This window comes from Xanthobacter wiegelii (genome assembly GCF_043193855.2).
Classification (GTDB): domain Bacteria; phylum Pseudomonadota; class Alphaproteobacteria; order Rhizobiales; family Xanthobacteraceae; genus Xanthobacter; species Xanthobacter flavus_A.
In genome coordinates, this window is record NZ_CM195529.1 from 1472854 (window position 1) to 1498047 (window position 25194).

At 65.8% G+C, this 25194-nt stretch carries 27 protein-coding genes and 1 pseudogene; 12 read left to right on the plus strand and 16 right to left on the minus strand.

What is annotated here, in order from left to right; translation table 11 throughout:
* The first annotated feature begins 214 nt into the window (after positions 1-214).
* Both V5F63_RS06745 and V5F63_RS06750 read left to right on the plus strand, forming a co-directional pair.
* Positions 215-793, plus strand: coding sequence for a LysE family translocator (locus V5F63_RS06745; RefSeq protein ID WP_394102904.1), 579 nt, complete (start codon positions 215-217; stop codon positions 791-793).
* Positions 790-1179, plus strand: coding sequence for a nuclear transport factor 2 family protein (locus V5F63_RS06750; protein WP_394102905.1), 390 nt, complete (start codon positions 790-792; stop codon positions 1177-1179). The genes V5F63_RS06745 and V5F63_RS06750 overlap by 4 nt, the downstream gene beginning before the upstream one ends.
* Positions 1180-1439: 260 nt before the next feature.
* Here the strand turns inward: V5F63_RS06750 and V5F63_RS06755 are convergent, their stop codons facing one another.
* Together V5F63_RS06755 and V5F63_RS06760 are read right to left on the minus strand one after the other, a co-directional pair.
* Positions 1440-2687 (minus strand): MFS transporter, encoded by a 1248-nt coding sequence (locus V5F63_RS06755; RefSeq protein ID WP_394029030.1) that lies wholly within the window; start codon positions 2685-2687, stop codon positions 1440-1442.
* Between the two features lie 143 nt (positions 2688-2830).
* Complete coding sequence (locus V5F63_RS06760) at positions 2831-3742, minus strand: LysR substrate-binding domain-containing protein (protein ID WP_209488323.1); 912 nt, start codon at positions 3740-3742, stop codon at positions 2831-2833.
* Between the two features lie 171 nt (positions 3743-3913).
* On the opposite strand from V5F63_RS06760, the gene V5F63_RS06765 reads away from it, so the two are divergent.
* Complete coding sequence (locus V5F63_RS06765) at positions 3914-4825, plus strand: aminotransferase class IV (protein ID WP_394102906.1); 912 nt, start codon at positions 3914-3916, stop codon at positions 4823-4825.
* Between the two features lie 408 nt (positions 4826-5233).
* Here V5F63_RS06765 and V5F63_RS06770 read toward each other — a convergent pair whose 3' ends face one another.
* The 3 genes and pseudogenes from V5F63_RS06770 to V5F63_RS06780 all read right to left on the minus strand — a co-directional run.
* The gene (locus V5F63_RS06770) at positions 5234-5884 is read right to left on the minus strand and encodes a LysE family translocator (RefSeq protein WP_394102907.1); all 651 of its coding nucleotides are present in this window, start codon (positions 5882-5884) and stop codon (positions 5234-5236) included.
* Positions 5885-6100: 216 nt separating this feature from the next.
* Positions 6101-6595: a transposase family protein gene (locus tag V5F63_RS06775; RefSeq protein WP_394102908.1), complete on the minus strand. Its 495-nt coding sequence runs from the start codon at positions 6593-6595 to the stop codon at positions 6101-6103.
* A 191-nt stretch (positions 6596-6786) separates the two neighbouring features.
* Positions 6787-7032: pseudogene (locus V5F63_RS06780) on the minus strand (IS5/IS1182 family transposase); the annotation flags it as partial.
* A gap of 408 nt (positions 7033-7440) precedes the next feature.
* On the opposite strand from V5F63_RS06780, the gene V5F63_RS06785 reads away from it, so the two are divergent.
* The 5 genes from V5F63_RS06785 (at position 7441) to V5F63_RS06805 (ending at position 11295) form a co-directional block, all read left to right on the plus strand.
* Positions 7441-8268, plus strand: a complete 828-nt coding sequence (locus V5F63_RS06785; RefSeq protein WP_394102926.1) for a transporter substrate-binding domain-containing protein — start codon at positions 7441-7443, stop codon at positions 8266-8268.
* Between the two features lie 11 nt (positions 8269-8279).
* On the plus strand, positions 8280-8960 hold the full coding sequence (locus V5F63_RS06790) for an amino acid ABC transporter permease (RefSeq protein WP_209488327.1): 681 nt from the start codon (positions 8280-8282) through the stop codon (positions 8958-8960).
* Between the two features lie 28 nt (positions 8961-8988).
* The gene (locus V5F63_RS06795; protein ID WP_209488328.1) at positions 8989-9750 is read left to right on the plus strand and encodes an amino acid ABC transporter ATP-binding protein; all 762 of its coding nucleotides are present in this window, start codon (positions 8989-8991) and stop codon (positions 9748-9750) included.
* 32 nt (positions 9751-9782) lie between these two features.
* Positions 9783-10331, plus strand: coding sequence for a MaoC family dehydratase (locus V5F63_RS06800; protein WP_394102909.1), 549 nt, complete (start codon positions 9783-9785; stop codon positions 10329-10331).
* A gap of 139 nt (positions 10332-10470) precedes the next feature.
* On the plus strand, positions 10471-11295 hold the full coding sequence (locus V5F63_RS06805; protein ID WP_245327458.1) for an ABC transporter substrate-binding protein: 825 nt from the start codon (positions 10471-10473) through the stop codon (positions 11293-11295).
* A gap of 148 nt (positions 11296-11443) precedes the next feature.
* On the opposite strand, the gene V5F63_RS06810 is transcribed toward V5F63_RS06805, so the two are convergent.
* The 4 genes from V5F63_RS06810 to V5F63_RS06825 all read right to left on the minus strand — a co-directional run bounded on the left by V5F63_RS06810 (position 11444) and on the right by V5F63_RS06825 (position 14838).
* Positions 11444-12148, minus strand: a complete 705-nt coding sequence (locus tag V5F63_RS06810) for a GntR family transcriptional regulator (RefSeq protein ID WP_209488330.1) — start codon at positions 12146-12148, stop codon at positions 11444-11446.
* Positions 12149-12274: 126 nt separating this feature from the next.
* Entirely contained in the window at positions 12275-13219 is a 945-nt protein-coding gene (locus V5F63_RS06815) for a dihydrodipicolinate synthase family protein (protein ID WP_394102910.1), read from the minus strand.
* Between the two features lie 40 nt (positions 13220-13259).
* Entirely contained in the window at positions 13260-14402 is a 1143-nt protein-coding gene (locus V5F63_RS06820) for an acyl-CoA dehydrogenase family protein (RefSeq protein ID WP_394102911.1), read from the minus strand.
* A gap of 40 nt (positions 14403-14442) precedes the next feature.
* Positions 14443-14838 carry a hypothetical protein gene (locus tag V5F63_RS06825; RefSeq protein WP_394102912.1) on the minus strand — a complete coding sequence of 132 codons (396 nt, stop codon included), beginning with the start codon at positions 14836-14838 and terminating at the stop codon, positions 14443-14445.
* Between the two features lie 211 nt (positions 14839-15049).
* Here V5F63_RS06825 and dapA point away from each other — a divergent pair, with 211 nt between their 5' ends.
* Together dapA and V5F63_RS06835 are read left to right on the plus strand one after the other, a co-directional pair.
* A complete protein-coding gene (gene dapA, locus V5F63_RS06830) occupies positions 15050-15928 on the plus strand; it encodes a 4-hydroxy-tetrahydrodipicolinate synthase (protein WP_394102913.1) in 879 nt (292 codons plus the stop codon).
* A 121-nt stretch (positions 15929-16049) separates the two neighbouring features.
* Positions 16050-17549, plus strand: a complete 1500-nt coding sequence (locus V5F63_RS06835) for an AMP-binding protein (RefSeq protein ID WP_394102914.1) — start codon at positions 16050-16052, stop codon at positions 17547-17549.
* Between the two features lie 122 nt (positions 17550-17671).
* Here V5F63_RS06835 and hydA read toward each other — a convergent pair whose 3' ends face one another.
* Positions 17672-19090: a dihydropyrimidinase gene (gene hydA, locus V5F63_RS06840; RefSeq protein WP_394102915.1), complete on the minus strand. Its 1419-nt coding sequence runs from the start codon at positions 19088-19090 to the stop codon at positions 17672-17674.
* 685 nt (positions 19091-19775) lie between these two features.
* Here hydA and V5F63_RS06845 point away from each other — a divergent pair.
* The gene (locus V5F63_RS06845; protein ID WP_394102916.1) at positions 19776-20633 is read left to right on the plus strand and encodes an HpcH/HpaI aldolase family protein; all 858 of its coding nucleotides are present in this window, start codon (positions 19776-19778) and stop codon (positions 20631-20633) included.
* Between the two features lie 44 nt (positions 20634-20677).
* Here V5F63_RS06845 and V5F63_RS06850 read toward each other — a convergent pair whose 3' ends face one another.
* Positions 20678-21373: a FadR/GntR family transcriptional regulator gene (locus V5F63_RS06850; RefSeq protein ID WP_209488338.1), complete on the minus strand. Its 696-nt coding sequence runs from the start codon at positions 21371-21373 to the stop codon at positions 20678-20680.
* A 172-nt stretch (positions 21374-21545) separates the two neighbouring features.
* Here V5F63_RS06850 and V5F63_RS06855 point away from each other — a divergent pair, with 172 nt between their 5' ends.
* The gene (locus tag V5F63_RS06855) at positions 21546-22058 is read left to right on the plus strand and encodes an ureidoglycolate lyase (RefSeq protein ID WP_209488339.1); all 513 of its coding nucleotides are present in this window, start codon (positions 21546-21548) and stop codon (positions 22056-22058) included.
* A gap of 11 nt (positions 22059-22069) precedes the next feature.
* On the opposite strand, the gene V5F63_RS06860 is transcribed toward V5F63_RS06855, so the two are convergent.
* From V5F63_RS06860 to V5F63_RS06880, 5 genes are read right to left on the minus strand one after another with little or no spacing between them, the layout of a single operon-like run.
* The gene (locus tag V5F63_RS06860; RefSeq protein ID WP_281066405.1) at positions 22070-22975 is read right to left on the minus strand and encodes a LysR family transcriptional regulator; all 906 of its coding nucleotides are present in this window, start codon (positions 22973-22975) and stop codon (positions 22070-22072) included.
* A gap of 30 nt (positions 22976-23005) precedes the next feature.
* Positions 23006-23344: a DUF4286 family protein gene (locus V5F63_RS06865; protein ID WP_394102917.1), complete on the minus strand. Its 339-nt coding sequence runs from the start codon at positions 23342-23344 to the stop codon at positions 23006-23008.
* Between the two features lie 26 nt (positions 23345-23370).
* A complete protein-coding gene (locus V5F63_RS06870) occupies positions 23371-24315 on the minus strand; it encodes a dihydrodipicolinate synthase family protein (protein ID WP_394102918.1) in 945 nt (314 codons plus the stop codon).
* A 23-nt stretch (positions 24316-24338) separates the two neighbouring features.
* Positions 24339-24773: a MaoC family dehydratase gene (locus V5F63_RS06875; RefSeq protein ID WP_394102919.1), complete on the minus strand. Its 435-nt coding sequence runs from the start codon at positions 24771-24773 to the stop codon at positions 24339-24341.
* On the minus strand, positions 24766-25176 hold the full coding sequence (locus V5F63_RS06880; protein ID WP_394102920.1) for a MaoC/PaaZ C-terminal domain-containing protein: 411 nt from the start codon (positions 25174-25176) through the stop codon (positions 24766-24768). The genes V5F63_RS06875 and V5F63_RS06880 overlap by 8 nt, the downstream gene beginning before the upstream one ends.
* Positions 25177-25194 lie beyond the last annotated feature (18 nt).

A 25194-nucleotide genomic window follows, 5' to 3' on the forward strand; every position in this document is an offset into this window, starting at 1 on the left:
GAACCGGAGTGAGAAGCTTTCCCCCCAAGCTGAGAAAATCTCGGCCTTGCCCGAACACCCGGCTCTGCCGGCTTTTGCAGGCGGGAGAACAGCTCATCCTTGGCTGACGAAATCTCAGCAGCGCGCAGCATCTCCCCATGCCAATTCTTGCCATCCGGCTGCATTCGACGGCGAGGCCGCCAAGGAGAGAGGCCACAGGATGGAAACACCATCATTGAGCGCGCTGGCCATGTACGCCTTCGTGATGTCCATAACGCCCGGCCCTAACAATCTGATGCTGACCACCTCCGGCCTTGCCTTCGGCCTGACCCGCACCTGGCCTCACATTCTCGGGATACCGTGCGGCGTCGCAATCCAGCTTGCTGCGGTTGGCGCCGGCCTCGGCGCGATATTCGCGCTGGAGCCTCGCATCCAGATCGGCCTGAAGCTCGTGGGCACGCTCTACCTCCTTTGGCTCGCGTTCAAGCTCTGGCGTGCGGCGGCGCCAAGCGATGCCCCCATGGCGAAGCCAATCGGCTTTCTCCAAGCTGCGGCCTTCCAGTTGGTCAACCCAAAGGCTTGGCTCATCGCGGTGACGGCCGTGGCCGCTTTCGTCGGTCCCGGCGAGGGCTATGTCGTGCGCATAGTCCTGGTGGGCGCCGTATTCACTTTGGTCGGCCTGCCGTGCATGGCGGTGTGGGCCGCATTCGGGGCCGGGCTAAGGCAGTGGCTCAGCAGTCCCGGCAAGCTTCTCGTCGTCAATCGAACCATGGCTGCTCTTCCAGCCATCACAGCAGGACAGTTCTGGCTATGAAACATCTGACCCGAGTAGAACTCGAGCACCATGCCCTGGCTTGGATCGATGCCTGGAACCGGCAGGACCTGGACGCCGTCCTGGTGCCATTTGTCGACGATGCGGTGTTTGTCAGTCCGCGCGCAGAGAGCATCACCGGGAATGCGACGGTGCGCGGACGCAGCGCCCTGCAGAACTATTGGAAGAAGGCGCTTGCCGCAGTACCCGACCTGCGCTTCGAGATTGAATCCGCCGTCTGCGACGAGTCCTCCCAGGTGCTTCTCGTCCATTATGTTTCCAGGGCGGGCGGCCGCACTGTTCGAGCCTGCGAGCTGATGCGGTTTCGCGATGGGCGGCAGGTTTATGGCGAAGCCTTCTATGGCGCGGAAATTGGGCCGAACTTGTAAGGCAGGAATGGCGGAAGGGGGCGTCTCTGGCCTGAAGACTGCCACGTGATGGGCGCGCGCATGCCCTCCATCGCCAGCTGAGCCTTCATGCCGCTTCTATTGACAGAAGGGCCCTGCGAGCGCCCAAAGGCTCCACTTGTCCATGTGCGTCCAGGCCATGACAACGGGCACGCAGGCGATAAGCAGCCCTGCCAACGCGAGCCCGCAGGCGGGCCTGGCGGCCTGGTCCGACCTTCGATCGGCACTGCAATCATCGGGGATCATGCGGAGGCTCGCGCAATGGGCAGCCGAGCCACGGCCCGGTCGTCGATCGGCCAATGGACCAATGCAGCGAGCAGGCCAACGGCCATGGCGATCAGCCAAACGGCCTGATAGGAGCCGGTCGTCACGAACAGATACCCGCCCAGCCAGACGCCGAAGAATGATCCCAGCTGGTGGCCGAAGAAGACGAAGCCGAACAGGGTGGTGATGTAGCGCACGCCGAAAACCTGGGAGACGATCCCGTTGGTCAACGGCACCGTTCCGAGCCAAAGGAAGCCCATGACGGCCGCGAACAGGTATGTGCTGACGACACTGAGCGGCATGAAGACGAAAAGCGCCATGGCGATGGTGCGCACGAGATACAGCACAGCCAGCAGATACTTGCGGCGCATGACGCCGCCCCAGACGCCGAGCAGATAGGTGCCGGCCACGTTGGTCAAGGCGATGATGGCGAGCGCTGCCACGCCCTGCGCGGCACTCAGGCCCCGGTCGAACAGATATGCGGGCAGGTGGGTGGCGATGAAGGCGAGCTGGAAGCCGCACGCCAGGAAGCCCAGGTTGAGCAGCCAAAAGCCCCGGTGCCGGAAGGCCTCGGCTATGGCGGCCGACATGGAAAGGCCGGCATCGGAAGCGTCGGCGCCGGCACTCTGGTCTCGCATAAGGAAGGCTAGAGGCAGCAGAAGCATCATGCCGCCGGCCAGGATGACCAAGGCGCCCGTCCAACTCCACCCGCCGATAAGTCCTTGTGCGGCGGGCACCATGGCGAACTGGCCAAGGCCGCCGATGGCGCCGGCGAGCCCCAGCGCCCAGCTGCGCCGTTCTGACGGCATGATCCGGCTAAGCGCCCCGTAAATGGCTCCGAAGGCGGTTCCCGACAAGGCGATGCCGATCGTGATGCCGGCGCCGAGCACGAAGTTGGTTGCGTTCGCTGCGTGGGCCATGGACACCAGACCAAGTGCGTAGGCTACGAGGCCAACAGCGATCACCTTGGCCGATCCGAACTTGTCCGCAAGCATTCCGGTGAACGGCTGGGCAAGACCCCACACGAGGTTCTGCAACGCCATGGCGAATCCGAACGTCTCGCGCGACCATCCTCGGTCGAAGGTCACGGGCAGCAGGAACAGGCCCTGCACATGCCGGACGCCGAGCGCCATTCCCATGATAAGGCCGCCCGCAATCACGGGAATCCAGAGGCTCCTGGGCCACCCGGCGCGCGTTCCGCCAGAGTTCCGATCGGCTTGTGCCATGTGTACCTCCCAGGCGCCGGATGAGAAAGCCAGTCCAAAGTCATCTCATGCGCGGACCAGACCCTTGCGCATTGGGCGGTCGCCGATGCCGCCTGTCGAATGAGGATGCTTGGCGTCCGGATGAGGTCTTCTCATTTGCGCCTTCATGCGGATGGGGCGGCCCCTTTCGCCACCTCAGCGTGCATCCAGGCCCTGAGGTTTCGGATGCGGCGGTCCCGATCCAGCGCTGGCGGATAGCACAGATAATAGCCGCCATTACCCGGCACCTGGTGGCCGAGAAGCGGGGTGAGCCGCCCGGCCGCGATATCCCACCCCGCGATCTCCAGGCCCGCGAGCGTGAGGCCGGCGCCGTCAATGGCAGCCTTCAGGCCCAGGCCTGCCGAGTCCACGATCGTGATCGCCGCAGGCTTCACCGGCCCGCCCGGCAACGTCCCGTTCCAGCGCGCGAAATCCTCGCGGCGATGCTGGGAGAGGAAGAGATTGGTCCGCGCGATGCCCGCGCGCAGGCCCGCCTCGCCGTGCCGGAGCCAATCCGCCCGCCCCAGAAGACCGACGGTCTCCTCGAACAGCCGTTCGGAGACGACCCCCGGCCAGACGCCACCACCATGGCGGACGGCGGCATCGGCGACCCCCGCGTTCAGGTCCACGGCCGTCTGCGTGGTCGAGATCAGCAACTCGAAGCCCGCGCGCGCGAACGGATAGCGGGTCAGCCGCGGCGACAGCCAATGGACCGCGAAGGTGGGCAGCATGGACAGGCGGAGCGGACCGGCCTTGCGTTCCTTCTTCAGGCTGCCGACGGCCTCGACGATGCGACCGAAACCAGCCGTCAGCTCCGGTGCCAACGCCTTTCCGGTCTCGGTCAGTTCGAGGCGCGGTCCGACCCGCCTCATGAGCTCGACACCCAGCAACTCCTCCAAGATGCGCAGCTGGTGACTGACCGCGGACGGCGTAACGCCGATTTCGCCCGCCGCGTCCTTGATCGACAGATGGCGCGCGGCCGCCTCGAAAGCGCGCAACGCATTCAGGGGAACGGTCAGGCGCATGGCCTCGGTCATCGTGGGCTCCGTGTCTGCTCTCCCGCGCTTGTCGCCGTGCGATAGAGGCGTATTCGGCGGTACAATGGACCAAATCTCACGTCGCTCTGAAGATTGCTCATTCGCCATCTACAATGCCTTGGGAGGACAGTGGCGCTCAATAGCTGCGAATGGCTAAGAGCAATGCGCCACATGTTCTCCTTCGATGACGGCGACGGTCTTATCTGGCTCGACGGCGCGCTGGTGCCCGTGCTCGAGGCACGCATCCACTGTCTGACCCCTTCTCTGCACAGAGGGGATGCGGTCTTCGAGGGGATTCGCGCCTATGGCGGCGAACTATTCTTGGGCGACGCGCATTTCGAGCGCCTCGCCCGCTCGGCGTCGGCGATGGGCTACGCCATTCCGCGCTCGCCGATCGAGCTCGCCAAGGCGGCGGAGGCGGTGCTGTGGGCCAATGAGCTGAAGGATGCCTGCATCCGCGCCATCGCATGGCGCGGCAGTGAAAACCTGTCCGCCACGGATAGCGATGGCAACATTCATATGGCGATTGCGGCCTGGCACCAGCCCGCTCCGGCGGCCCAAGGCGAACGGGGCGTGCGTCTCCATCTGTCGCTCTGGCGGCGGCCGCATCCTGAGACCGCGCCCATTGCCGCCAGATGCGCCGGCCTCGAGCTGATCGGCGCGCTGGCGCGGCGGGCCGCGCGCGACGCCGGCTTCGACGACGCGCTGCTGCTCGACCTTCAGGACCAGGTGGCGGCGCCCACCACTGGCAACATTGTCCTGGTGGACAGGCAGACGCTAGTCTCGCCTGTCGCCGATTGCTTCCTCGACAGCATAGCCAAGCGCCATGTCTTCGCGCTGGCGCGAAAGCGCGGCCTGGCAGTCGTCGAGCGAAAGGTTTCGCTGGCGGACCTGCGTGCCGCCGACGAGGTGTTCATGGTCGGAACGACCGTGGAGGTCGCGCCAATTGTCGCGCTTGAAAACGGCGCCTGCCGCGCGCGCTGGGCCGTCGGCCCGGTGACGCGCGACCTCGCGGACGATTTCCGGGCCTCGACCGAGGTGCGCATACCCGTAAGCAGCCGGTTCAAAATCACGGGATTCTGAGTGTAGGCCGCGGGGCGGCTGAGGGTTTATGCGAGCGCAGAAGATTCAAATTTATAATAATATTGAGTTTTTGCAGAGCAGGGTAGCGCAGTCAGCTTCCTTTTAGACACGCCGCGAGCTGCTTTCCTCCATCGGACCTATGCTCGTGGTCCTTTCGCTCGGCTAAAAGGGGCCACGGCATTTCGACCATTGACCTCTAACGCTAGAATAACCCTCAGCAATGTGCTGACCCAATTGCGCAATACGGGGCAAGGTCATCGAGTGGCTCTTGGCCCATGAGCTCGGGCCATTCCTAGAACCCCCTTGGATGACTTCTAGATCTCGACTGGGATGCACATAACGGCATCTAGCCGGTTTAAATCATGGGGCCTAGGTGCAAGCCTCGACGTGGATGAGGGTGCCGGACGGTCAGCCTTTCCGATCCAGAGCCAGCGTGACGCCGAAGGCCACCAAAGCCGCCCCGGTTGCACCGTCGATCGCACGCACGAGGCCCGGACGGACAAGCAACCGGCCGAGCGGACGCGTCGCCGCCGTGAGAGCCGCGAACCACGCAAGGCCCATAGTGGCATGAATGGCCGCAAGGGCGAGGCTGAAGGGCACCACGGGGACCCCTGCGGGGATGAACTGAGGCAAGAAACTGACGTAGAAGACGCCCACTTTCGGGTTGAGCATGTTTGTCAGGAATCCGCGCCAAAACCATCCAGGGAGGAACCGGCGCCGGTAGCCTACAAACGCGGCGTCGGCCGGAGGCGGCAGTTTGGGCTCTGCAACCATGGCGCTCCGGATCATTTGTCCGCCGAGCCAGAGGAGATAGGCCGCGCCGACACCTTGCAGCATCTGAAAGGCTAGTTGCGAGACCGAGAAAATGGCGCCCAGCCCCAAGGCGGCAAGAAAGCCCCAGGTCAGCACGCCTGCTACGATGCCGGTCCCGGCGGCCATGGCCTGCTTTGCGCCTTCCACCGTCGCGGTGCGCAACACCAAAGCAGTGTCGGGGCCCGGAGTGATGGTGAGCAGCCCGGCCACGAGGGAGAAGGCAGTGAGTGCAGCGACGGCGTCCATTTCAGGTCAGAATCCCTGCGCAACCGGTCGGACAGATACGGCTTTTCTCAGCTCTTCGACCGGAACCATCGAAGGAACGCTTCCATCGCTTCCCAGTAGTCTGACAGTGATCCAATCTTGAGGCACCCATGCGTGGAAAATGATGCCAGCCGCCATCGGCCACCCTGTTGGCTACGTTTGCTACTGGAAAATCTAGGATCCCTCTTTTTAATCGTTCTACGGGTCGCTGGCCTGAGTAATCTTCAGTTGAGAGTCAACTTTCCTCACCCGCGAGACGCATACTAAGCGCTTCCCGATTGACCTGTGACATTTCTCAAGCGTGTCGCCAGCGAGGTCCGCTTCTTCGCGAAGCGTCTCCAGCATCGAGGAGAGGAGCGCGCCGGTGGTTGGCGCCCGTCCGCCCAGCGCCAGCCCGAGGTGGTGAACGATGTGGTCGAGCCGGGCAGTCCGCCGTGCCCACGGCGCCAAAACCTTGGCGTCGAAGCGCTCGGCAAAGATGCGCCGGCCGCAGAGCACCGCGTCGCAGTGGAAACGCCGCGCCCGGACAACGAGCCGAACCGGTTTGCCCGCCATCGGCAGATCCGCCAGATGCCGATGATAGCGACTGTGTATCCGCTCCGAGGTTCTCCCGCATCCCGGGCACGAACTCGCCTTGCCAACCGCGCGAACCGTAATCAGCATGCCGGCGCTGTCGCTGCTGACATCGTCCACCACGAATCCGCGCGGGACCAGAGTCGAAGGTCGGAGAGAGGGCTGCATGGTGTTGATTCCAATCTCAAAATCAACGCCAGCCGAATCCCAAACTCCATCAAAAATGAGTCAGACCCAATATTCGGCGCCGATAGGGGGCAGGTTTCCACGCCGATTGACAGATTCCGCCAAAGTAGTGCTAGGGGGCGGACTCATAATGCGTTGATCCAGATGCGGACGGCGGCGAGCTTGAGCGCGGCGAGGAAATTGTCCGGGCGCCTGTCGTAGCGGCTTGCGAGGCCCCGCATCTGCTTGATCCTGTTGACGAAGCGCTCGATAAGGTTCCTTTGGCGGTACAGCCGCGGACTGAAGGCGAAGGTGCGCTTGCGGATCGTACGAGGCGGTACATTGGCAAATCCGCCGCGCTCCGCCGTCTCGGCTCGAATGGCGTCGGTGTCAACCGAAGCACCTGCAGGCGCGCTGCTGACGCAGACGGCGTCGCAACGGGCTCATTGGCCCGGCTATCAGTGCCTTGTGGGCAGCGGGGGCCGGGAGCAGAAGGGCTTCTGGTCTGTCCAGACCTAGCCAGCCTGGTCAGGACCGAGCCGCACCGCCGCGGAGGACGAGCCCCTCACCCTGCAACCATGATCCATTGGGGTAGCCCCATCGGCTGATTTCCAGGCAATTTGTGCCGAAAAATTGATCTTGCTTAAGCCGGGGGCTGCGGGCGATTGTGGTCAGGCCAGTCAGAACTGTTGGCACTTCGCTTGAGCCAGATCGCAGGGTCGGCCCCAGGCAGGCCTCCTCGCCGGACGGACGGACCGCACGCAATGACCAAAATACGGAGCACTTCCATCGTGACCAAGATGCTGGTCCCGGCCCTGGCATTGGCCGTCCTGGGCGCAAGTGCGCTTCAGGCCTCGGCCGCCTGCTTGGCTGAAATCAAGGCCGCAGATCTGGTGGCGCCGGGCAGCGTGCAGCTCTCCATCAATCCCACCAATCCGCCCCAGCAGTATGTCGATTCCGACGGCACGCTGAAGGGCCTCAATGTGGAGTTGGCAGACGAGATCGCCACCCGCATCTGCACGTCCGTCACTCTCGTCCGCATGGACTTTCCAGGCATGATCCCGGCGGTGAAGGCCGGCCGGATCGACGGCATGAACACCGGCATGTTCTGGAACGAGGAGCGCTCCAAGATCCTCTTCATGGTGCCCTATGGCGTGCAGAGCCTGTCCATCGTGGTGGCTGCGGACAAGAATGTAGCGGTCAAATCCGCCGCAGATCTGGCCGGCACCGCGGTCGGCGTCGAAACCAACAGCTATCAGGAAAAGTGGCTGACGACCTATAGCGAAAAGCTGGTCGCAGAGGGTGCCAAGCCCATCACCATACGCGCCTTCAAGACCGCGACCGACGTCACGGGCGCGCTTCTGGCCGGCCAGGTGGACAGCGCCCTCCTGATTGACAGCGTCGCCCGCAGCCTCGTGGAAAAGGGCCGGGTGCGCGAGACCGTTACCGGCTTGGGCGAGAACCGTATGTCCATGGCCTTTCGCAACAAGGCGGTGGCGGATTCGGTGGTGAAGGCCCTCGTGTCCATGCAGGAAGACGGAACTTACAAGAAGCTGTTCGACAAGTTCGGTCTCCGCGGCCTCCCCGCCGGTCAAATGGTCGCCATCGTCGGTCCAGGTCCGCAGTAAAGCGACACCACATGCATTACTTCAAAGTCGATGCCTTCATCGGATACCTTAGCAACTGGTTTCTCATCGGTGGCGTCGGCGTTACCGTCGCATTGACGATTGCCGGGGTGATCGGGGGGCTCGTGCTCGGCATGGGCATCGCGCTCCTGAAGGTGGCGGATGCACGGCCCCTCAACTGGATCGCCGGCTTCTACATCTGGCTGTTCCGGGGCACGCCGCTTCTAGTCCAACTGGTGGTGATCTACACCGGCCTGCCTCAGCTCGGTATCAAGCTCGGCGCCGTGGAATCGGCTCTTCTTGGGCTCGTATTGCATGAAGCCGCCTACATGGCGGAAATCATCCGCTCGGGCTTCCTGTCGGTTCCCGTGGGCCAGCGGGAGGCGGCTTGGGCGCTGAGCCTTGGCCGGGGCACCGCGTTCTGGCGCGTGATCCTGCCTCAGGCCTTCCGCCTTATGATCCCGCCGCTCGGCAATTCCATCAACGGCCTCCTAAAGGCGACGTCGCTGGCCTCGGTGATTTCGGTGGAAGAGCTCATGCGGCGCTCCGAGATGCTGATGCAGGAGCAGTTCCTGACGCTGGAAGTCTATGCGGCGGCCGCCGTCTACTATCTGGCGCTCACGACGCTCTGGGATCTGGTCCAGCGCCCGCTGGAAAAGCATTTCGGCCGCTCCATCAAGAAGGGAGGCCGCTGACATGCCCTCAAGGGAGACGCCGGCTGCGATGAAAACGACCACGCGATCCGCCGGGCCGGCCGGTGAATGGGCGGTGCGCATGGAGGGCGTCTACAAGCGCTTCGGGGATTTCACCGCGCTGCGCGAGGTCGATCTCACCGTGAAGAAGGGGGAGACCGTGGTGATCTGCGGGCCTTCGGGCTCTGGAAAATCCACGCTCATCCGCTGCGTCAACGGCACCGAGAGACACGATGACGGGCTGATCTACGTGAACGGCATCGAGATGACCAAAGCCAACGTGGACAAGGTCCGGCGCGAAACCGGCATGGTCTTCCAGAATTTCAACCTGTTCCCGCACATGACGATCCTGGAGAATTGCGTGCTCGCCCCCATGAGCACGCTCAAAATGCCGCGCAAGGAGGCCGAGGCGTTGGCCATGGCCCTCCTGCAGAAGGTGCGCGTGGAGGATCAGGCGCGCAAGTTTCCGAGCCAGCTGTCCGGTGGTCAGCAGCAGCGCGTCGCCATCGCGCGGGCGCTGGCGATGAATCCGAAGGTCATGCTGTTCGACGAACCCACCTCCGCCCTCGACCCCGAAATGGTGAAGGAGGTTCTGGAAACCATGAAGTCCCTGGCCCAGGAGGGCATGACCATGATGTGCGTCACGCACGAGATGGGATTTGCGCGGGAAGTCTCCGATCGCGTGATCTTCATGAACGAGGGGCAGATCATGGAGATCGAGAAGCCCGAGGCATTCTTCAGCAATCCGAAGTCGGAGCGGGCCCGGCTCTTTCTCAGCCAGATCATCCATTGATGGCCCGGTCGCTCGTGCCGGAAGGACCTCCCATGCCAGATGTCGAATCCTGCCCGCTCACCGGCGGGACAGGGCTCAGCGGAACCGCCATGGGCGCAGCCCTGGTCCGGACGCAGATCCCGCGCGACGTCTATTACGAGGACGTGGAGATCGGTGCACGGTATCGCACGCCGGCACGTACCATTTCGGCCGCCGACATCGCTGCCTTCTGCGCGGTGACAGGCGACCATCACCCCCTTCACACCGATGCCACCTACGCCCGCAGCCAGGGCTTCGCCGACGTCATCGTGCACGGGCTCTTCTGCCTTTCCATCATGGAGGGGCTGAAGACCGCGAGCGGCCTTTACGAGCACACCTCGGTCGCCTCCCTCGGCTGGGATGCGGTGAAGTTCCGTGCGCCCGTGGTGGCGGGGGATGCCGTGCACGTGGAGTTCGCCTTCACCGCCAAACGGCCCGCCTCCCGAGGGGACCGCGGCGTCGTCACCGAGGACGTTCTGCTCCTCGACCAGACCGGCCGCGTGGTGGTCAGCGCCGTCCACGCGGCTCTCGTGATCATGCGTCCAAACGCAAACCAGGACTAGAACATTTCCGGTGAACTCCGGTTCACCGGAAATGTTCTAGTCATCTGATTTTACGCAATTCCTTTCGCAAAACCGCGATGCGCTTTTGCGGGAATTGCTCTAACCGCAAGGAACCGGAGCTTCTCCAATGCGCAAATTCATGGCTCTCTCTATCCTGCTCGGTGCCCTTGGCGCCGCCCAGGCGGCCGCTGCCGCAGACTGCACGCCCAAGGTTTCGGCCGATCACTTGGTCACGCCCGGCAAGCTGCAGATGTCCACCAATCCCACCCTGCCGCCGCAGCAGTTCATAGATGAGAAGGGCGAGCTTCAAGGCCTCAACGTGGAACTCGGCAAGGCCATCGCCAAGAAGCTCTGCCTGGACATGGAATTCGTACGCATGGATATGCCCTCCATGCTTCCCGCGCTGAAGGCCAAGCGCTTCGACGGCATCGACACGGGCATGTTCTGGACCGAGGAACGCTCGAAGCTGATGTTTATGATCCCCTATGCCCAGCAGGCGGTGAGCATCTACACGTCGCCTGACAGCAAGCTGGAGATCACCAAGTTCGAGGATCTGGCTGGCCACACCGTGGGCATCGAGACCGGAACCTATCAGGAGAAGCAGGCCAAGATCCTGAACGAGAAGATGGTCGCCGCCGGCATGAAGCCCATCGAGTTCCGCTCCTTCAAGACGGCGTCCGAGACCACCGCCGCCCTGAAGGCAGGTCAGGTCGAGGCCGGCATCAACATCGATGAGACCGCGCGCGTGCTCGAGGAAAAGGGCCTCGCCAAGATCAAGGTGCAGGGGCTGAACGGCACCGACATCACCATCGACTTCATCGATCGCACGCTGGCGGAGGCCGTGGCGAAGGCACTGGTCGAGCTCAATGCCGACGGCACCTACGACAAGCTCTTCGACACCTTCAAGATGACCCGCCTGAAGGACCGCAACTTCGCCATCCGCGGTCCCGGCCCCGCGCTGTGATCTGCGGGCGGCTGGCGTGTTCCCGGCCCTGGGGCCGGGGAGCGGCAGCCGCCTTTCCGGCCCCGCCCGCCACGTCCTCGGTTTCGTTCCGGCCCGCGGCGGGAGGGGCGGGGACTTCGCAGGGCCAGGCTTACCAACGGGACGCGGGTCAGCGCTCGTCGTCACCCAGCTGCGCGAACAGGTCCTCAAGCACGGCGGCCTGCTGCATGCGGATGATGGCTTCGGCCATCTGGAGATCCTGCCGGCGCAGCGCATCCAGCAGCAACCGGTGCTCGCGCACCAAGCCGCGCTCGCGGCCCGGCCCGTAGCCGTAGCGCAGGCGGAAGGCGCCGATGAGTTCCCAGCCGCGCAGGAACATGCGCAGCGCTTCCCGGTTGCCGCCGAACTCGACCATGCGGGCGTGCAGGTCGCGGTTGAGACGCACGCCGCGCTCCCGGTCGCCCGCCGCCACGGCTTCCGCATAGGCCGTCGCCCGCGCCTCCAATTCGTCGAGCTTGTCCAGCGTCATCACGCGCAGAAAGCGGCGGATGGCGAGCAGCTGCAATTCGGCATTCAGCTCGAACAGATCCTCGATGAAGCTGCGGTCAAGCCTGCGCACCGTGGCGCCGCGATTGGGCTCGATTTCCACCAGCCCCTCGCCTTCCAGCTTGCGCAGGGCTTCGCGCAGGGGCATGGCCGAGAAGCCGAAGCGGCTGGAGAGGTCCGCCACCTTGATGCGGGCGCCGGGACCAAAATGACCGGAGAGAATGTCCTGCCGGATCAGCAGGCAGGCCTGCTCGACCGAATTGCTGGCGGCGTCTTCGCCATTTTCCCCGGTCGGGGTCTGTCGGCCGGTGCGGGGGGAAAGTGTCATGGAATCCACCGCAGGAAGGGAACGGGCGGACGAAACCGGCCGCCCCGCTCCTTACACTCTGCACTGAAGCGTTTGTAAGGGGAGGGGGCGCCGGTCCGGTCGCATTTGGGTGGCCTCCGGCGCCGATCAGGCCGAGAGGAGACGGGCAAGGCCGGCGGCATCCACGGCCTGGCCCACGCGCGCCGCCACGTCGGCCGGCACCGGCAGCAGCGGGCGGCGGGGCACGGCGGAGCTGATCAGGCCCAGATGCCGAAGCGCCACCTTGATGCGGGTATGCATCTCGATCAGCGGCGGCGCGCCGTAGATGGTCCGCACGATGGGGTACAGCTGGTCGTTCAGCGCCCGCAGGGTATGCAGGTCGCCGGCCTCGGCGGCGGACCAGAGGTCGCTGAGAAGGTCCGGAATGAGGCTTGCCATGCCCGAGAGGATGCCATCGGCGCCGATCGCCACCTGCGCCACCAGCCAGTGATAGTTGGAGGGCAGCATGTAGCAGCCCGGCGCTACGGCCTTGATGCGGCGCAGGTTGTCCTCATAGAGGCCAATATCGCCGCTGCCTTCCTTCACCGCGATCACGCGCGGACGGGCGACCAGTTCGCCGAGAACGGATGATGAGAAGCCGTAGCCCGACGCCACCGGCTGCTGGAAGATGGAGAGGGGCAACGAGGTGGCGGCGAGCACGCTGTCCACATAATCCAGCGCATAGCGTGGATCCGTACCCGCGCCGCCGGAGAATTGTGGCAGGGGGAAGAGCACGGCGGCATCCACGCCGGCCGCTTCGGCCATCTGTGCCTGGGCCACGGCCTCGGCAGTGGACCAAGCGATGATGCCGCTCAGGAGCGGAACGTCCGGGCCGATGAAGGCACGGGTGCGTCGGATCACCTCGATGCGCTCGGCATCGTCAAGGGTCGCGCCCTCGCCGGCATGGCCGTTGACGAAGACGGCGCGAATGCCCTTCGGCCGGGTGCAATAGGTCAGCACCCGCTCATAGCTCGCCCAGTCGATGGAGAAATCATCGTGAAAGGGCAGGATGGTGGCGACGGTTACGCCGGACAGGTCAACAGATCGGGTCAAGGCAGGCTCCTTGCGTCGGTGGGGCGCGCGGGCGGCGGGCTCAGCCGTGCGCGCGGGCGAGCTGGCGGGCGATGATCAGCCGCTGGATCTGGTTGGTGCCTTCATAGATCTGGGAGAGGCGGACATCCCGGTAGAGCCGCTCCACCCGGTAGGCGCGGGAATAGCCATTTCCCCCATGGATCTGCAGGGCGTTGGAGATGGCGCGGTTGGCCATGTCGGTCGCGAACAGCTTGGCCTCCGCCGCCTCCCGGGCGATCTCGTGGCCGGCATCCATCAGCCGCGCCGCGTGCTGGATGAGCAGCCGCGCGGCGGAGATGTCCGTGGACATGTCCGCCAGCATGAACTGAACCGCCTGGAAACTGGCGATGGGCGCGCCGAACTGGATGCGACTGTGGGCATAGGCCAGGGCGTCCTCAAGCCCGGCCTGCGCCATGCCGAGCGCCATGGAGGCCATCATCAGCCGCGAGAAGTTGAAATTGGCCATGGCCATCTTGAAGGCGCCGTTCTCCGGCCCCAGGCGGTTGGCGATGGGCACCCGCACACCATCAAAGCTGAGGCCGCATTCGGCCAGGCCGTGCATGCCCAGAAGCTCCTCGGCCTTGCCGCGGCTGATGCCGGGGCGGTCGGTCTCCACCATGATGCAGCTGAGGCCGCGCTGGCCCGCCTGGGGGTCGGTCTTGGCGAATACCAGAACCACATGGGCGATCTCGCCGAAGGTGACCCAGGCCTTGGTGCCGGTGATCACATAATCGTCTCCGTCACGCACCGCCTGGGTGCGCAGGCCCGCCACGTCAGACCCGTAGTCCGGCTCGGTCGCGGCGGTGGCGACGATGACATCGCCCGCCAGCACCCCCGGAACGAGGGCCTGATGCACCGCCCCGCCGTGCTCGGCGAGGAAGCGCGCGGCTTCTACCGGAATGGCGAAGGCATTGCCCACGGCGCCGGAGCAGCGGGCGATCTCCTCCATCACCAGACAGGCGGTGGCCGCATCCATGCCCGCGCCGCCCTTCTCCTCAGCAAGGCCGATGCCGAACAGGCCCAGATCCGCCAGCCCGCGATACAGCTCCCGCGGGAAGCGGTTGTCCCGGTCGATGGCGGAGGCGGCCGGCAGGATCTCGGCCTCGGCAAAGCGGCGGGCCGTGTCTATCACGAGGCGCTGGTCGCCGGTGAGCAAGCGATGCACGGTCTTTGATCTCCCGATTTCCGAATTGGCTATGATTTGATCAAGTTATGTGGCCTGTGCCGCCTTCAAGCACGCCGCCATGGGCGATTTCGCTCACCGTGCGCTCGAAGAAATAGATCACGATGGCCTTGTCCGGCACGTCGTAGCTCTGCGCCGCAGCACGGGTGACGGCCGCAGCGGCTGCCCGCCGCATGTCTGCCGTGCGGACGATGGCATGGAGCTTCACAAAGATCCGCCGCGTGTCCGCAGGCGGCGGCATCTCGCCCGCATGGGCATAGGCATCGGCAGGATAAAGCTGGAAATAGCAAGAAATGATGGCCGGATCGATGCCCCAGCATCCGGCCAAGGCCGCGGTCATGCGCCGGGCGGCTTCAGCCCGCGCGGCAGGCGCGCGCCCGTCCGCACCGGGAAAGTCGTTCACTTCGAGAAAGGGCATGGCGGGGTCCTGCGCAAAGGCTCCGGCAGGGGGCCGACGCTGCCGCGCCACCCTGTCGTCGGACCATTGATTGGCTGAAAATATGATCAGATGTCAACTTGATCTGCGTATGTTAGATCAAATAATAATCCAGAGCCTGCTGCCCGGCGGATCGCGTCTCCCGCGTCCGCAGGATGCGGCTTCCTTTTCGCCCGATCCTGGAGCTTGTGCCGTGACGTCCTTCCGAGGCAGTTTCACCGTGATGGTCACCCCGTTCACAGCCGATGGGCGCCTGGACGAGGAGGGGCTCGCCCGCTTCGCGGACTGGCAGGTGCGCGAAGGGGTTCACGGCCTCATTCCGCTCGGCTCCACCGGCGAATTCCTGTCGCTCACCCGGGCCGAGCGCCGCCGCGTGGGCGAGATCGTGGTGGAGGCCGCCGCCGGGCGCGTGCCGGTCCTCATCGGCACCGCGGCCGAATGGACGAACGAGGCCGTCGAACTGACGCGGGAGGCGGAAAGCATCGGCGCCGACGGCGTGATGATTATCCCGCCTTTCTATTCCTCGCCCACGGCGGATGAGATCTATGCCCATTACCGGGCGATCGCCGCGGCGATCCACATTCCGATCATGATCTACAACAACCCCTTCACGTCCAATGTGGACCTGCCGGCGCGGCTGGTCGCGCGGCTGTCGGAGATCGACAACGTCTCCTACATCAAGGAATCGAGCGGCAGCGTGCCGCGCACGGCGGAGATCATCCGGCTGTGCGGCGACCGCATGACCGTGTTTTCCGGCTATCATCCGTGGGAGAGCTACCGGGTGGGCGCGGCGGGTTATGTCTCCGTCTTCTCCAACATCGCGCCTGCGCTCTCGGCCGACCTTTATACCCGCACCGTCGTCGAGAACGATTTCGCCGGCAGCCGGGCGATCGCCGACCGCGTCGCCCCGCTGCTGGATGCGCTGGCCGGCGACCTTTATGTGTCCGCCACCAAGGCAGCCCTCGGCATGATCGGCCAGCCGGGCGGCCCGCCGCGTGCGCCCCGGCTCCCCCTTCCGGAAGACAGGCGGGCGCCCCTCAAGGCCGTGCTGGAAAGCCTCAGCCTCGTTTGACCCTGTGGGCGCGATGCGCCAGCTTCGGGCTCTCCGGGCGCCTTTTGCCCGAGCCCCGCCCTTTCGCCGTTTCGTCGAGAGTTTCCGCACCATGATTGATCCCGTCACCGCAGATGCGTCCGTGAGTTTCGGAGCCCGCCTGCGCGGCCATGCCCGCGCGCGGGGCAGCGCCACGGCCATCACGGTGCTGTCCCCGGACGGCACAGCCCAGCCCATCGGCTGGGAGCCCCTCGACCGCCTCGTGGACCGGATCGCCGGCGCCCTCATGGACCGGGGCCTCGGGCAGGGCAGCGTGGTGGGCATCGGCCTGCCCAATGGGCTCGCCCACATCGCTCTTGTCCTGGGCGTGTGGCGCATGGGTGGCACGGTGCTCGCCTTCGATCACCGCCAGCCGGCCACCATCCTGGCCGGCATGTGGGACCGCGCGAAGGCGGCGCTGGTCGTGGTGCCCCCCGACGTGGTTCCGGACGATCACCGGGTGGTGCCGCTGCCCGGCTTTTGGGAGGACGTCGCCGAGCGGGTTGATGCGGTCGTGCCCGACCAGGTGTCGCGGCCGGGCAAGATCCTGCTCTCCGGCGGGTCCACCGGCGTCTCGAAGCTGATGGCCGACGATCTGCCCTGGCGCTTCGTGCCCGGCCGACCCTGGGGGGACGTGGCGCCGGCGCTCGGCTTCCGGGCCGACCAGGTGCAACTGGTGGCGGGCGCCATGTCCCACAACGCGCCGCTCACCTGGGCGCAGATGGGGTTGTTCGAAGGCCATCACCTCGTGGTGCTGGAAGCTTTCAATGCGGACTTGGCGCTGGATGCCATCGACCGTTTCGGCGTCGGGTTCGCCATGGTGGTCCCCACCATGATGGTGCGCATGCTGGATGCAGACGCCCGGCGCCCCCACAGCCTCGCCTCGCTGGAAGCGCTGTACCACACCGGCGCACCCTGCCCGGGCTGGCTCAAGGCAGCCTGGATCGAGCGCCTCGGTCCAGAGCGCGTGACGGAGATGTACGGCTCCGGCGAGAATGTCGGCCAGACCATCATCACCGGCACCGAATGGCTGGCAAATCGCGGCTCCGTCGGCCGCCCCTTCCAGAGCGCGGCGCGGATTTACGACGCAGCCGGCGCGCTCCTGCCTGCGGGCGAAGTCGGCGAGCTCTTCATGCGCCGCGACGGCGATGTGACCCCGGAAGCGCGGGTGCGCTATCTCGACCCCGGCGTGGCGTCCCGCGAGGATGCGGACGGCTTCGTCAGTGTCGGCGACATGGCTTCCGTGGATGGCGATGGTTATGTCCATCTCGCCGGCCGGCGGGACGATGTGATCAATTCCGGCGGTGTGAAGGTGCATCCCGAGAAGGTGGAGGCGGCGGTGCTGTCCTGTCCTGGGGTGCGCGATGTGGTGGCCGTGGGCCTTGATGACCGCGACTGGGGTCAGCGGGTGCATGTGGTGATAGAGCCGGCCGATGCCACAATTGCGGTGACGCTGGCTGGCGTGCGTCGGCACTGCGCTGGATCGCTCGCTGCCGATGAACTGCCGAAAAGCCTTTCCGTGGTGGCCGCCCTGCCACGGGACGGCTTCGGCAAGGTGAAGCGGCGGATGGTGCGGGCGGCGGAAGAGCAGCGGGCCGGCTGATCAACCGGACGTCCGCCGCCGCATGACCACGGCAATGGTCGCAGCCGGCGCGTCGACCAAGCTTCGCGCGGAACGCCTCGGCCCGTGCGTACGGCCCCGGCACACCCCGGGGCCGTTGGCCCTCACAGCCCCCGCGGCCGGGCGAAGTCGGAAATGTCCCGCGACAGGATCTGCCCGTGGCCGGCGGCCCCCGTCACCTTGCCGTCCTCGGCGACCACCACGCCCCGGGAGAGTGTCATCACCGGCCAACCCGTCACGGCGAAGCCTTCCCACGGGGTGTAATCCGCGCCGTGATGGAGGATCTCCTGCCGGATGGTCTCGCGCTTGGCCGGGTCCCACAGGGTGATGTCGGCATCGAAGCCGACGCCGATGGAGCCCTTCTGCGGATAAAGGCCATACAGGCGCGCGTGGTTGGTGGCGGTCAGGGCCACGAAGGTCTGCAGCGAGATCCGGCCCTTCGACACCCCTTCCGAGAACAGGATCGGCAGGCGCGTCTCCACGCCCGGAATGCCGTTGGGAACCCAGCGGAAGGAGGTGCGCGCCTTCGGGTTCAGCTTGCCATCCACGGCATCGTAGCGGAACGGGCAGTGGTCCGACGAGAAGGTCTGGAACACGCCCTGCGTCAGCCCCTCCCAGATGGCGGCCTGGCTGTCCGCATCCCGCGGCGGCGGGGAGCAGACATATTTCGCGCCCTCCATGTTGAGCCCATCCAGGTCTTCCGCCGTCAAAGTGATGTATTGCGGGCAGGTCTCGGCATAGATCTTCAGGCCGCGTTGCTGGGCCCAGCGCACTTGTTCCATCGCCTCGCGACCGGACACGTGCACGATCACGATCGGGACATCCACCAGTTCGGCATGGCTGATGGCCCGATGGGCGGCCTCGCGTTCCACCACCTGCGGCCGGGAGGCCGCGTGAAAGAAGGGACGGGTCTGGCCAGCACGCTCAAGCCGCTCGGTCATGTAGCGGATGGCGTCATAGCCCTCGCAATGGACCATGACGAGCGCCTGCTCGCGCCGGGCAACGTCGAACACCTCCAGGAGCTGGCGGTCGTTCAGCACCAGGTCGTCATAGGTCATGAACACCTTGAACGACGTGTAGCCATCCTTGACGAGCGCCGGCAGTTCCTGCCCCAGCACCTCCGGCGTCGGGTCGGAAATGATCAGGTGGAAGGCGGTGTCGATGATGCACCGGCCTTCCGCCAGCGCGCGGTACTCTTCCACGCACTGGCGCAGAGAGGTGCCCCGCTGCTGGAGCGCGAACGGCATCACGCAGGTGTTGCCGCCCGCCGCCGCCGCCGCGGTGGCGCTGGCGAAATCATCGGCCATGGAGATGTCCGGTCCCTGATACTGGGAGATGTGGACATGGCTGTCGATGCCACCCGGCAGCACTAGAAGGCCGGTGGCGTCGATCTCGCGCGCGGCGCCGGTGACGGAGGCGGACAGGGCGACGATGCGGCCATCACGAATGCCAATGTCGGCCTTCATGGTGTCGGCGGCGGTCACGACGGTGCCGCCGCGAATGGCGAGATCGAACTCGGGCAAGGTTGGGTCTCCGTAGGAAGGCCAGCCGGCTCCACGCGGTTGGGAGGCGCGGGCGAAACGAGTGGGGAGCGGGCTAGTCGGCGTCAGTTTGAGCGGATCGCAGCCTTCCGGTCCAGATCAGGTATTGGCGAAGTTTCAGTCACCGCCGCCGCGAGACTGAGCAGATGCTGATTTCGCGATGAGATTGTGCTGCCAATTCGCGCCACGACGGTCCGTGCGTCGAACTGGTCTGGCCTGTCAAATGAGTGAAAGGACGGGGAGGGTGCGGCCGAAAATTATTACATATCTGTATGTTATATTCATATCCCGTCGTCTGAGAGACACGCTCCGACGTGGATGCCCAAAAAATAGCCTTGCCCACGCGGAGGGCTTATGAAAATCTGGTCAGACCAGATGATGTATGGATCAGTATACCCTATTTTTCCTTTCAGCGGGAGGATGTAGTTGTTGTTGATCGTTTGCATCTAAATAGAATCCGTCTTCCAGTGGAATAAAAGCGCGAGTCATGGGCGATTTTAAATGAAATTATCTGCTTCTCTCTGAAGTGTCGTGCACGAGGGATGCAAGCCCGTCGGGCCGGAGGTGTTTTCCCTTGTTGCGCAAGGTCCGTGCCTGATGCGGCCGTGCCATCTGCCTGAGACCGGGCAGCGCCGCTGGGAGCGGGCCTTTCGCCTGACCCCGTGCGTTGAGCGCCAGTCCGGCCGTCTTCCAAAGTCCGTTCGTTCCGGTGCGCACAAGCGGCGAGCCGCCGGCACAGCTGTCCCGTCCGTCGCCCGTGCTTGTTCGCGAGGAACTTCTGATGCCCCGATTTGGCCTGGCCGCCTGTGTCTTTCGCAGCGTGGAGATGGTGAGCGTCGCCCGCACCGCCGGCTTCGACCTGCTGGTGGCGGATATGGAGCACAGCGCGCTTGCCATCGGGGACGTCGCCGCGCTCTGCCTTGCCGGGCGCATGGGCAACTTTCCAGTGGAGGTTCGCGTTGGCGGGCCGGACCATCCCGACCTTGCCCGTGTGCTCGACTGCGGCGCAACGGGCGTGATCGTGTCCCATGTGGACAGTGCGGATCAGGCGCGCCGGATCGCCGATCGCACCCGCTTTGCGCCGGCGGGCAACCGCTCCGTGCCGAGTCCGCTGGCCATCTTCGGTTTCCGTGCCGTCGATCCGCAGACACTCATGGCCGGCTGCGAAGCCGAAATCCGGGTTACGGCAATGATTGAAAGCGCCGACGGACTGGCGGACGCGGGGGCCATCGCGGCCGTTCCCGGCATCGATGCGCTGATGGTGGGCGCCAACGATCTGGCGGTGAGCCTTGGGCATCCCGGCGATGTGGGGCATGAGCAGGTGCGCGACGCCTTTGCACGCATCGCTGCCGCTGCTGCTGCCGCCGGCAAGGAATTCTCGGTCATCGGCGTGCCGGAAGCGCTGCTCGAAAGCCATGCGTTTGCGTTGGGAGCGAGGACGGTGATCGCCACCAACGACATCAACCTGCTAATCGACGGCGGAACGGCACTGGTCGCGGCCCTTGTCGCTCGTGCCGCGTCATGACGAAAGACGGGCGGACGGGCCGGGCGCGGCCGGCAACCGCGGTTTCACAGGATGGCGAGGCCGGCCCGTGCGGCAGAATTGAGGATGTGGCTCTCCATCGCCCGCCGGGCCGCCTCCGGCTCGCGGGCGGCGAAGGCCTCCAGCACCCGGCGATGCTCGGCGGCGGTTTCGCTGAGCCGCTCGCGCTCGGTCATGGGAATGCGCTGGCTTTCCACGAACACGGTGCGGATGTCCTGATAGAGCTTCTGGAACATGGCGTTGCCGCACAGCGAGAAGATCAGGTCATGGAAGCGGGTGTCGGCGTCGGCGAGCGCCAGGCCGTCGCGCCGCTCGGCTGCGGCATCCATAGCGCTGCTGATGGCGTCGAACTCGGCGATCACACCGCCATGGATCGTTGTGGCGGTAAGGGCGGCCGCCAGCCCCTCGATGGCAAGCCGGGTCTGGTAGACGTCGCGCAGGCTGAAAAGCTGATTGTAACGCCATTGCGCCGGCGCCGCGGCACGGGTGGCCGGATCGATCACATAGACGCCGCGGCCCGCCTCCACGCTGATGAGCCCGAGGGTCTCCAGAATGGAGAGCGCTTCGCGGAGCGACGGGCGTGACACGCCGAGATGATCGGCCAGTTGCCGCTGGGCCGGGAGCGCATCGCCTGCCTTCAGCCCGCGCTCGCGGATCAGCGCCTGGATGGCCTCGGCGGTGCGAATCGGGATCGGTTGGGTCGCTTTCTTCAGCACACTCATGTTCCGCTTCGCGCGCCGCGCCTGCATCCTCGCGAGCCGCCGGGCCGACTGCGTTATGCATACCAGTTAAAACTGGTCAGACTGGTAAGTCTAGATGATTTGTTCCCGCACCGGCAGCCCGGTCTGCCCGTCCCTACGATGAAAGAACAGGCCTATGAGTTCCGATACAGGCATGCCGGTTTTGGAAGCCGGCGCGCACGTTCTGCGGCCGCTGACGGCCGACGCGTTCCGCCCCTTCGGGCAAGTGCTGGTGGCGGATGCGACCTATACGGTGAACCTCGGCCACGCCGACCGGACGGATCTGCTCGCCAGTCTTGCCCATCGCGAAACCGCGCCGCAATTGTGCCTGTCGCATTTCGACGTCCGCCCCATGGCATTGCCGGCGACCATCACTGAACTGGAGGCGCATCCCTACACTGCGCAGGTCTTCCTTCCGATCACCGAATCCCGTCCCGTCGTGGTGGTGGCGCTGGCCGGCCCTGATGGGCGGCCGGACCCGGAAACGCTGGCCGCCTTCCTCGGCGCGCCTGGGCAGGCCATCCTCTATGATGCCGGCGTCTGGCATGCCGGCCTCACCACTGCGAGCGACCCCGGCCATTTCCTCATGGCCATGTGGCGCGGCAGCCGGCCGGACACCCTGGTGGAGCCCCTGTCCCGACCCTTGGTGGTCGATCTGGCCGGTTGAGGCGCCCGAAATCAGCTTCCGGTCAGCCCGGCGAGACGGGACCGGGTCTCGGTTTCCAGCACCGCGAGGAAATCTTGTGCAAGCCGCGACAATGCGCGGCCGCGCGGTAGGACGGCCTGCAGCCTCAGCCGGATATCCGGCTGGAACGGACGCACCACGAGAGCGTCGAACCGGCTGGCGGATGCGGTGATCTCGTCCAAAATCGTGGCGCCACAGCCTTCCTGGACCAGTCGGGCCGCGACGTTCAGGAAACGCACGTCAATGGCGGGCTGATAGGGCACGCCCGCGCGGCGGAAGGCTTCCGCGATCAGAAGACCGATACGGTTGTCGGGACGCGGGGCGACGAGGGGGCCCTGCGCCAGATCGGTCGGGGTCACGACAGTCAAGGCGGCAAGCGGATCATCGGCCCGGCAGATGGCCACGGCGGCGAGTTCCGCCACCGGCTTCACCTCGAGCCCGTGGCGGCTGTCGGCTTCCATGGCCACGCCGATGTCGGCGAGCCCGGTTTCCACCGCTTCCAGAACACTTACCAGCGGCCGGGTGTCGAGGGAGACATGCACCCCCGGGCGTCCGACGAGAAAGCGGGGGATGACGAGTGGGAGCAATGTTTCCGAGAGTTCCGCGGTGGCCACGAGCCGGATGCGCCCGGCCCGGCCGGCCTTCAGGTCGGCCGCCCGCTCGGCGACGGCGCGCTGATGCAGGAACAGCGGTTCCGCCTCCTCCAGCAGCAGCCGCGCCTCATCGGTCGGCACCAGCCGGTTCGAGATCCGCTCGAACAGGGCAAAGCCGAGCCGGTCTTCCATGTGGCGGATGGCATTGGACACCGCCGATTGCGACATGCCCAGTTCCTCCGCCGCACCCACCGTGGTGCGACAGCGCATCACGGCCCGGAAGACTTCGAGCTGGCGGAGGTTCATGAAGCCCACGAGGGAAGCGGTCCCTTGCGGTCAGGATGCCACGACCCAATCGCCAGGGCGACCGGGAATCGGCTTCAGGCGGATGCGGCGGAAGTTGGCCACGAACTCCGTAAAGGGTCCAAAACCCTTGATGGCGTTGAATTCCGGGGTGTCGTAGACCTCGGGGCCATCGATCTCGTAGAGCGCGGCATATTTCGGCCCACCCTCGTCCACCAGCCACCGTTTCGCCGAACGCCAGCCGGGGCAAGCGAGGATCTCGGGGATGTGGACGTTCTCATACCATTCGTTGAACGCGGCTTCCTGCTCGGGGGCGATATCCACCATCACCATATGGATCATGGGGGGCGTGCCAGTGGGCCTATCGGTCATGGGGCGGGGGTCCTCGCGTGGTGTTCTCAGGCTGGGGATCCAGCGCGAAGCAGGCCCGCGGCGGCGAGGGCCTCGCGCAGCCGCGCCACTTCGGTCTCCGGCAGGGTGTCCACCGGCGGCCGGCAGCGGGTTGATGCCAGCCGGCCCAGCAGATGGAGGCAGGTCTTCAGCCGGAGCGTCGCCAGATGGCCGGGGGCGCCATAGACGATGCGGCCGAGGAGATAGAGCCGCTCATGCAGGGCCCGGCCGGCGGCCATGTCGCCGCGCGCGACAGCGCGGTCGAGGGCGACGATCAGCTCCGGCACCACGGCGGCGAGGCTCACGAGGCTGCCGTCGCTGCCGAGGGCGAAGCAGGGGAAAAGGTGCTCGTCCCCAGAGGCCATCACCGCAACGTCCGGGCGCAGCCGGCGGGTCAGCCGCCGGGTGGCGTCATAGGCCGCCGTTTCCCAGCTGCCCTCCTTGATGCCGACGACGGTCTCGATCTCCAGAAGCCGCGCCAGCACCTCGGGCCGGAACGCCGTCTTGCCCGAGCCCACGGCGCCCTGGAACAGCATCATCGGCACGCCCGCAGCCGCCGCGATCATCCGGTGGTGGGTGACGATGGCCCTATCGTCCGCGCCCAGTGCCCAGGAAAAGGGGGGAAACACCATGACCGCGTCGGCCCCGGCTGCCGCGGCGTCCTCCGCCATGCGGGCCGCGATATCGGAGCGTTCGCAATTGATGCCGGCGACCACCTTGTGACCGGTTCCGGCCACCGACCGGGCGGCGCGCACCACCTCGCTCAACTCCTGCCGCTCCAGGGCGAAATTCTCGCCGGCATGGCCGTTCACGAGCAGGCCCGCCATGCCCTCGGTGGCGAGGACGGCGGCGTGATGGGCGTGGAGCGCCTCGGCATCGAGGGCGCCGGAGGCATCCAGGGGACAGATCGTGGCGGCGTAGATGCCGCCGAAGGGGAAGGTGGCGTCGCTCATATGCAGGGTTCTCGGGGGCTTTCTCAGGCGACCGGGCGGGGACGGGGAAATTTCAGGGTGGCGCGGGCCTTGAGCACCTCCTGGCCCGCCTCGTTCACGGCGGACGCTTCCCAGGTCAGCGTGCGGGTGGCCTCGTCGCGCTCGGCGATCCACACGTCGATGGTGATGGTGTCGCCATAGAAGACGGGGCCGGTGAACCAGAAGCGGTCCTCGATGGAGACGCCGAGAATTCCGGCGAGCTCCGCCGTCAGCACGCTGGTGCAGAGCCCCGCCACCATGATGCCGGGCGCCAGCCGCTGGCCGAATTTGGTCCCGGAGGCGAAGTCCTCATCGATATGCACCGGCCCGAAATCTCCGGTAGCGGCGATATAGAGGCTGCCGTCGGCCTCCGTCACGGTCTTCGACACGCGCACGCGGTCGCCGACCTTCAGATCTGCAAAGGGCTTGATCTCATACATCGGCGCCCCCCGAGACCGGCACGAGGCGCGCGGTGCCGCGGATCAGCACCGCCTCGCCCACGCAGGCCTCAAGGGTGCAGGTGAGCGTGCCGGCGGCATCGAGGCCGCTCACCGTCGCCTGCGCCGCAATCGTCGTGCCCACGGGCACCGCATGGGCGAAGGAAACCGAGAAATCGGCGATGCGGTGGGCTGGGCCGGCAAGGCGGGACAGGCAGGTGGTGAGCAGCGACGAGGCCGCCAGTTCGAACACCGCCATATCGGCGAGGCCGGCGTCCCGCGCCTTGGTGCGGTCCACGTAGAGGCCACCGAGATTGCCGCTGATGCCGGTGAAGAGCGCCTGCTCGGCCACCGTCATGGTCTTGGAGAAGCGGATGTGCTGGCCGATGGCGGGAGCGGGGGTCATGGAAGCGTCCTTCCTGTC

What these genes read in the sequence shown, in the direction of transcription:
- V5F63_RS06750 (WP_394102905.1), top strand. Translation starts at nt 790, where the DNA reads ATGAAACATCTGACCCGAGTAGAACTCGAGCACCATGCCCTGGCTTGG.
- V5F63_RS06765 (WP_394102906.1), top strand. Translation starts at nt 3,914, where the DNA reads ATGTTCTCCTTCGATGACGGCGACGGTCTTATCTGGCTCGACGGCGCG.
- V5F63_RS06760 (WP_209488323.1), bottom strand. Translation starts at nt 3,742, where the DNA reads ATGACCGAGGCCATGCGCCTGACCGTTCCCCTGAATGCGTTGCGCGCT.
- V5F63_RS06795 (WP_209488328.1), top strand. Translation starts at nt 8,989, where the DNA reads ATGAAAACGACCACGCGATCCGCCGGGCCGGCCGGTGAATGGGCGGTG.
- V5F63_RS06755 (WP_394029030.1), bottom strand. Translation starts at nt 2,687, where the DNA reads ATGGCACAAGCCGATCGGAACTCTGGCGGAACGCGCGCCGGGTGGCCC.
- V5F63_RS06785 (WP_394102926.1), top strand. Translation starts at nt 7,441, where the DNA reads ATGCTGGTCCCGGCCCTGGCATTGGCCGTCCTGGGCGCAAGTGCGCTT.
- V5F63_RS06870 (WP_394102918.1), bottom strand. Translation starts at nt 24,315, where the DNA reads ATGAGCGACGCCACCTTCCCCTTCGGCGGCATCTACGCCGCCACGATC.
- V5F63_RS06790 (WP_209488327.1), top strand. Translation starts at nt 8,280, where the DNA reads ATGCATTACTTCAAAGTCGATGCCTTCATCGGATACCTTAGCAACTGG.
- V5F63_RS06770 (WP_394102907.1), bottom strand. Translation starts at nt 5,884, where the DNA reads ATGGACGCCGTCGCTGCACTCACTGCCTTCTCCCTCGTGGCCGGGCTG.
- V5F63_RS06865 (WP_394102917.1), bottom strand. Translation starts at nt 23,344, where the DNA reads ATGACCGATAGGCCCACTGGCACGCCCCCCATGATCCATATGGTGATG.
- V5F63_RS06855 (WP_209488339.1), top strand. Translation starts at nt 21,546, where the DNA reads ATGCCGGTTTTGGAAGCCGGCGCGCACGTTCTGCGGCCGCTGACGGCC.
- V5F63_RS06810 (WP_209488330.1), bottom strand. Translation starts at nt 12,148, where the DNA reads ATGACACTTTCCCCCCGCACCGGCCGACAGACCCCGACCGGGGAAAAT.
- V5F63_RS06825 (WP_394102912.1), bottom strand. Translation starts at nt 14,838, where the DNA reads ATGCCCTTTCTCGAAGTGAACGACTTTCCCGGTGCGGACGGGCGCGCG.
- V5F63_RS06805 (WP_245327458.1), top strand. Translation starts at nt 10,471, where the DNA reads ATGGCTCTCTCTATCCTGCTCGGTGCCCTTGGCGCCGCCCAGGCGGCC.
- V5F63_RS06800 (WP_394102909.1), top strand. Translation starts at nt 9,783, where the DNA reads ATGCCAGATGTCGAATCCTGCCCGCTCACCGGCGGGACAGGGCTCAGC.
- V5F63_RS06875 (WP_394102919.1), bottom strand. Translation starts at nt 24,773, where the DNA reads ATGTATGAGATCAAGCCCTTTGCAGATCTGAAGGTCGGCGACCGCGTG.
- V5F63_RS06850 (WP_209488338.1), bottom strand. Translation starts at nt 21,373, where the DNA reads ATGAGTGTGCTGAAGAAAGCGACCCAACCGATCCCGATTCGCACCGCC.
- V5F63_RS06880 (WP_394102920.1), bottom strand. Translation starts at nt 25,176, where the DNA reads ATGACCCCCGCTCCCGCCATCGGCCAGCACATCCGCTTCTCCAAGACC.
- V5F63_RS06860 (WP_281066405.1), bottom strand. Translation starts at nt 22,975, where the DNA reads ATGAACCTCCGCCAGCTCGAAGTCTTCCGGGCCGTGATGCGCTGTCGC.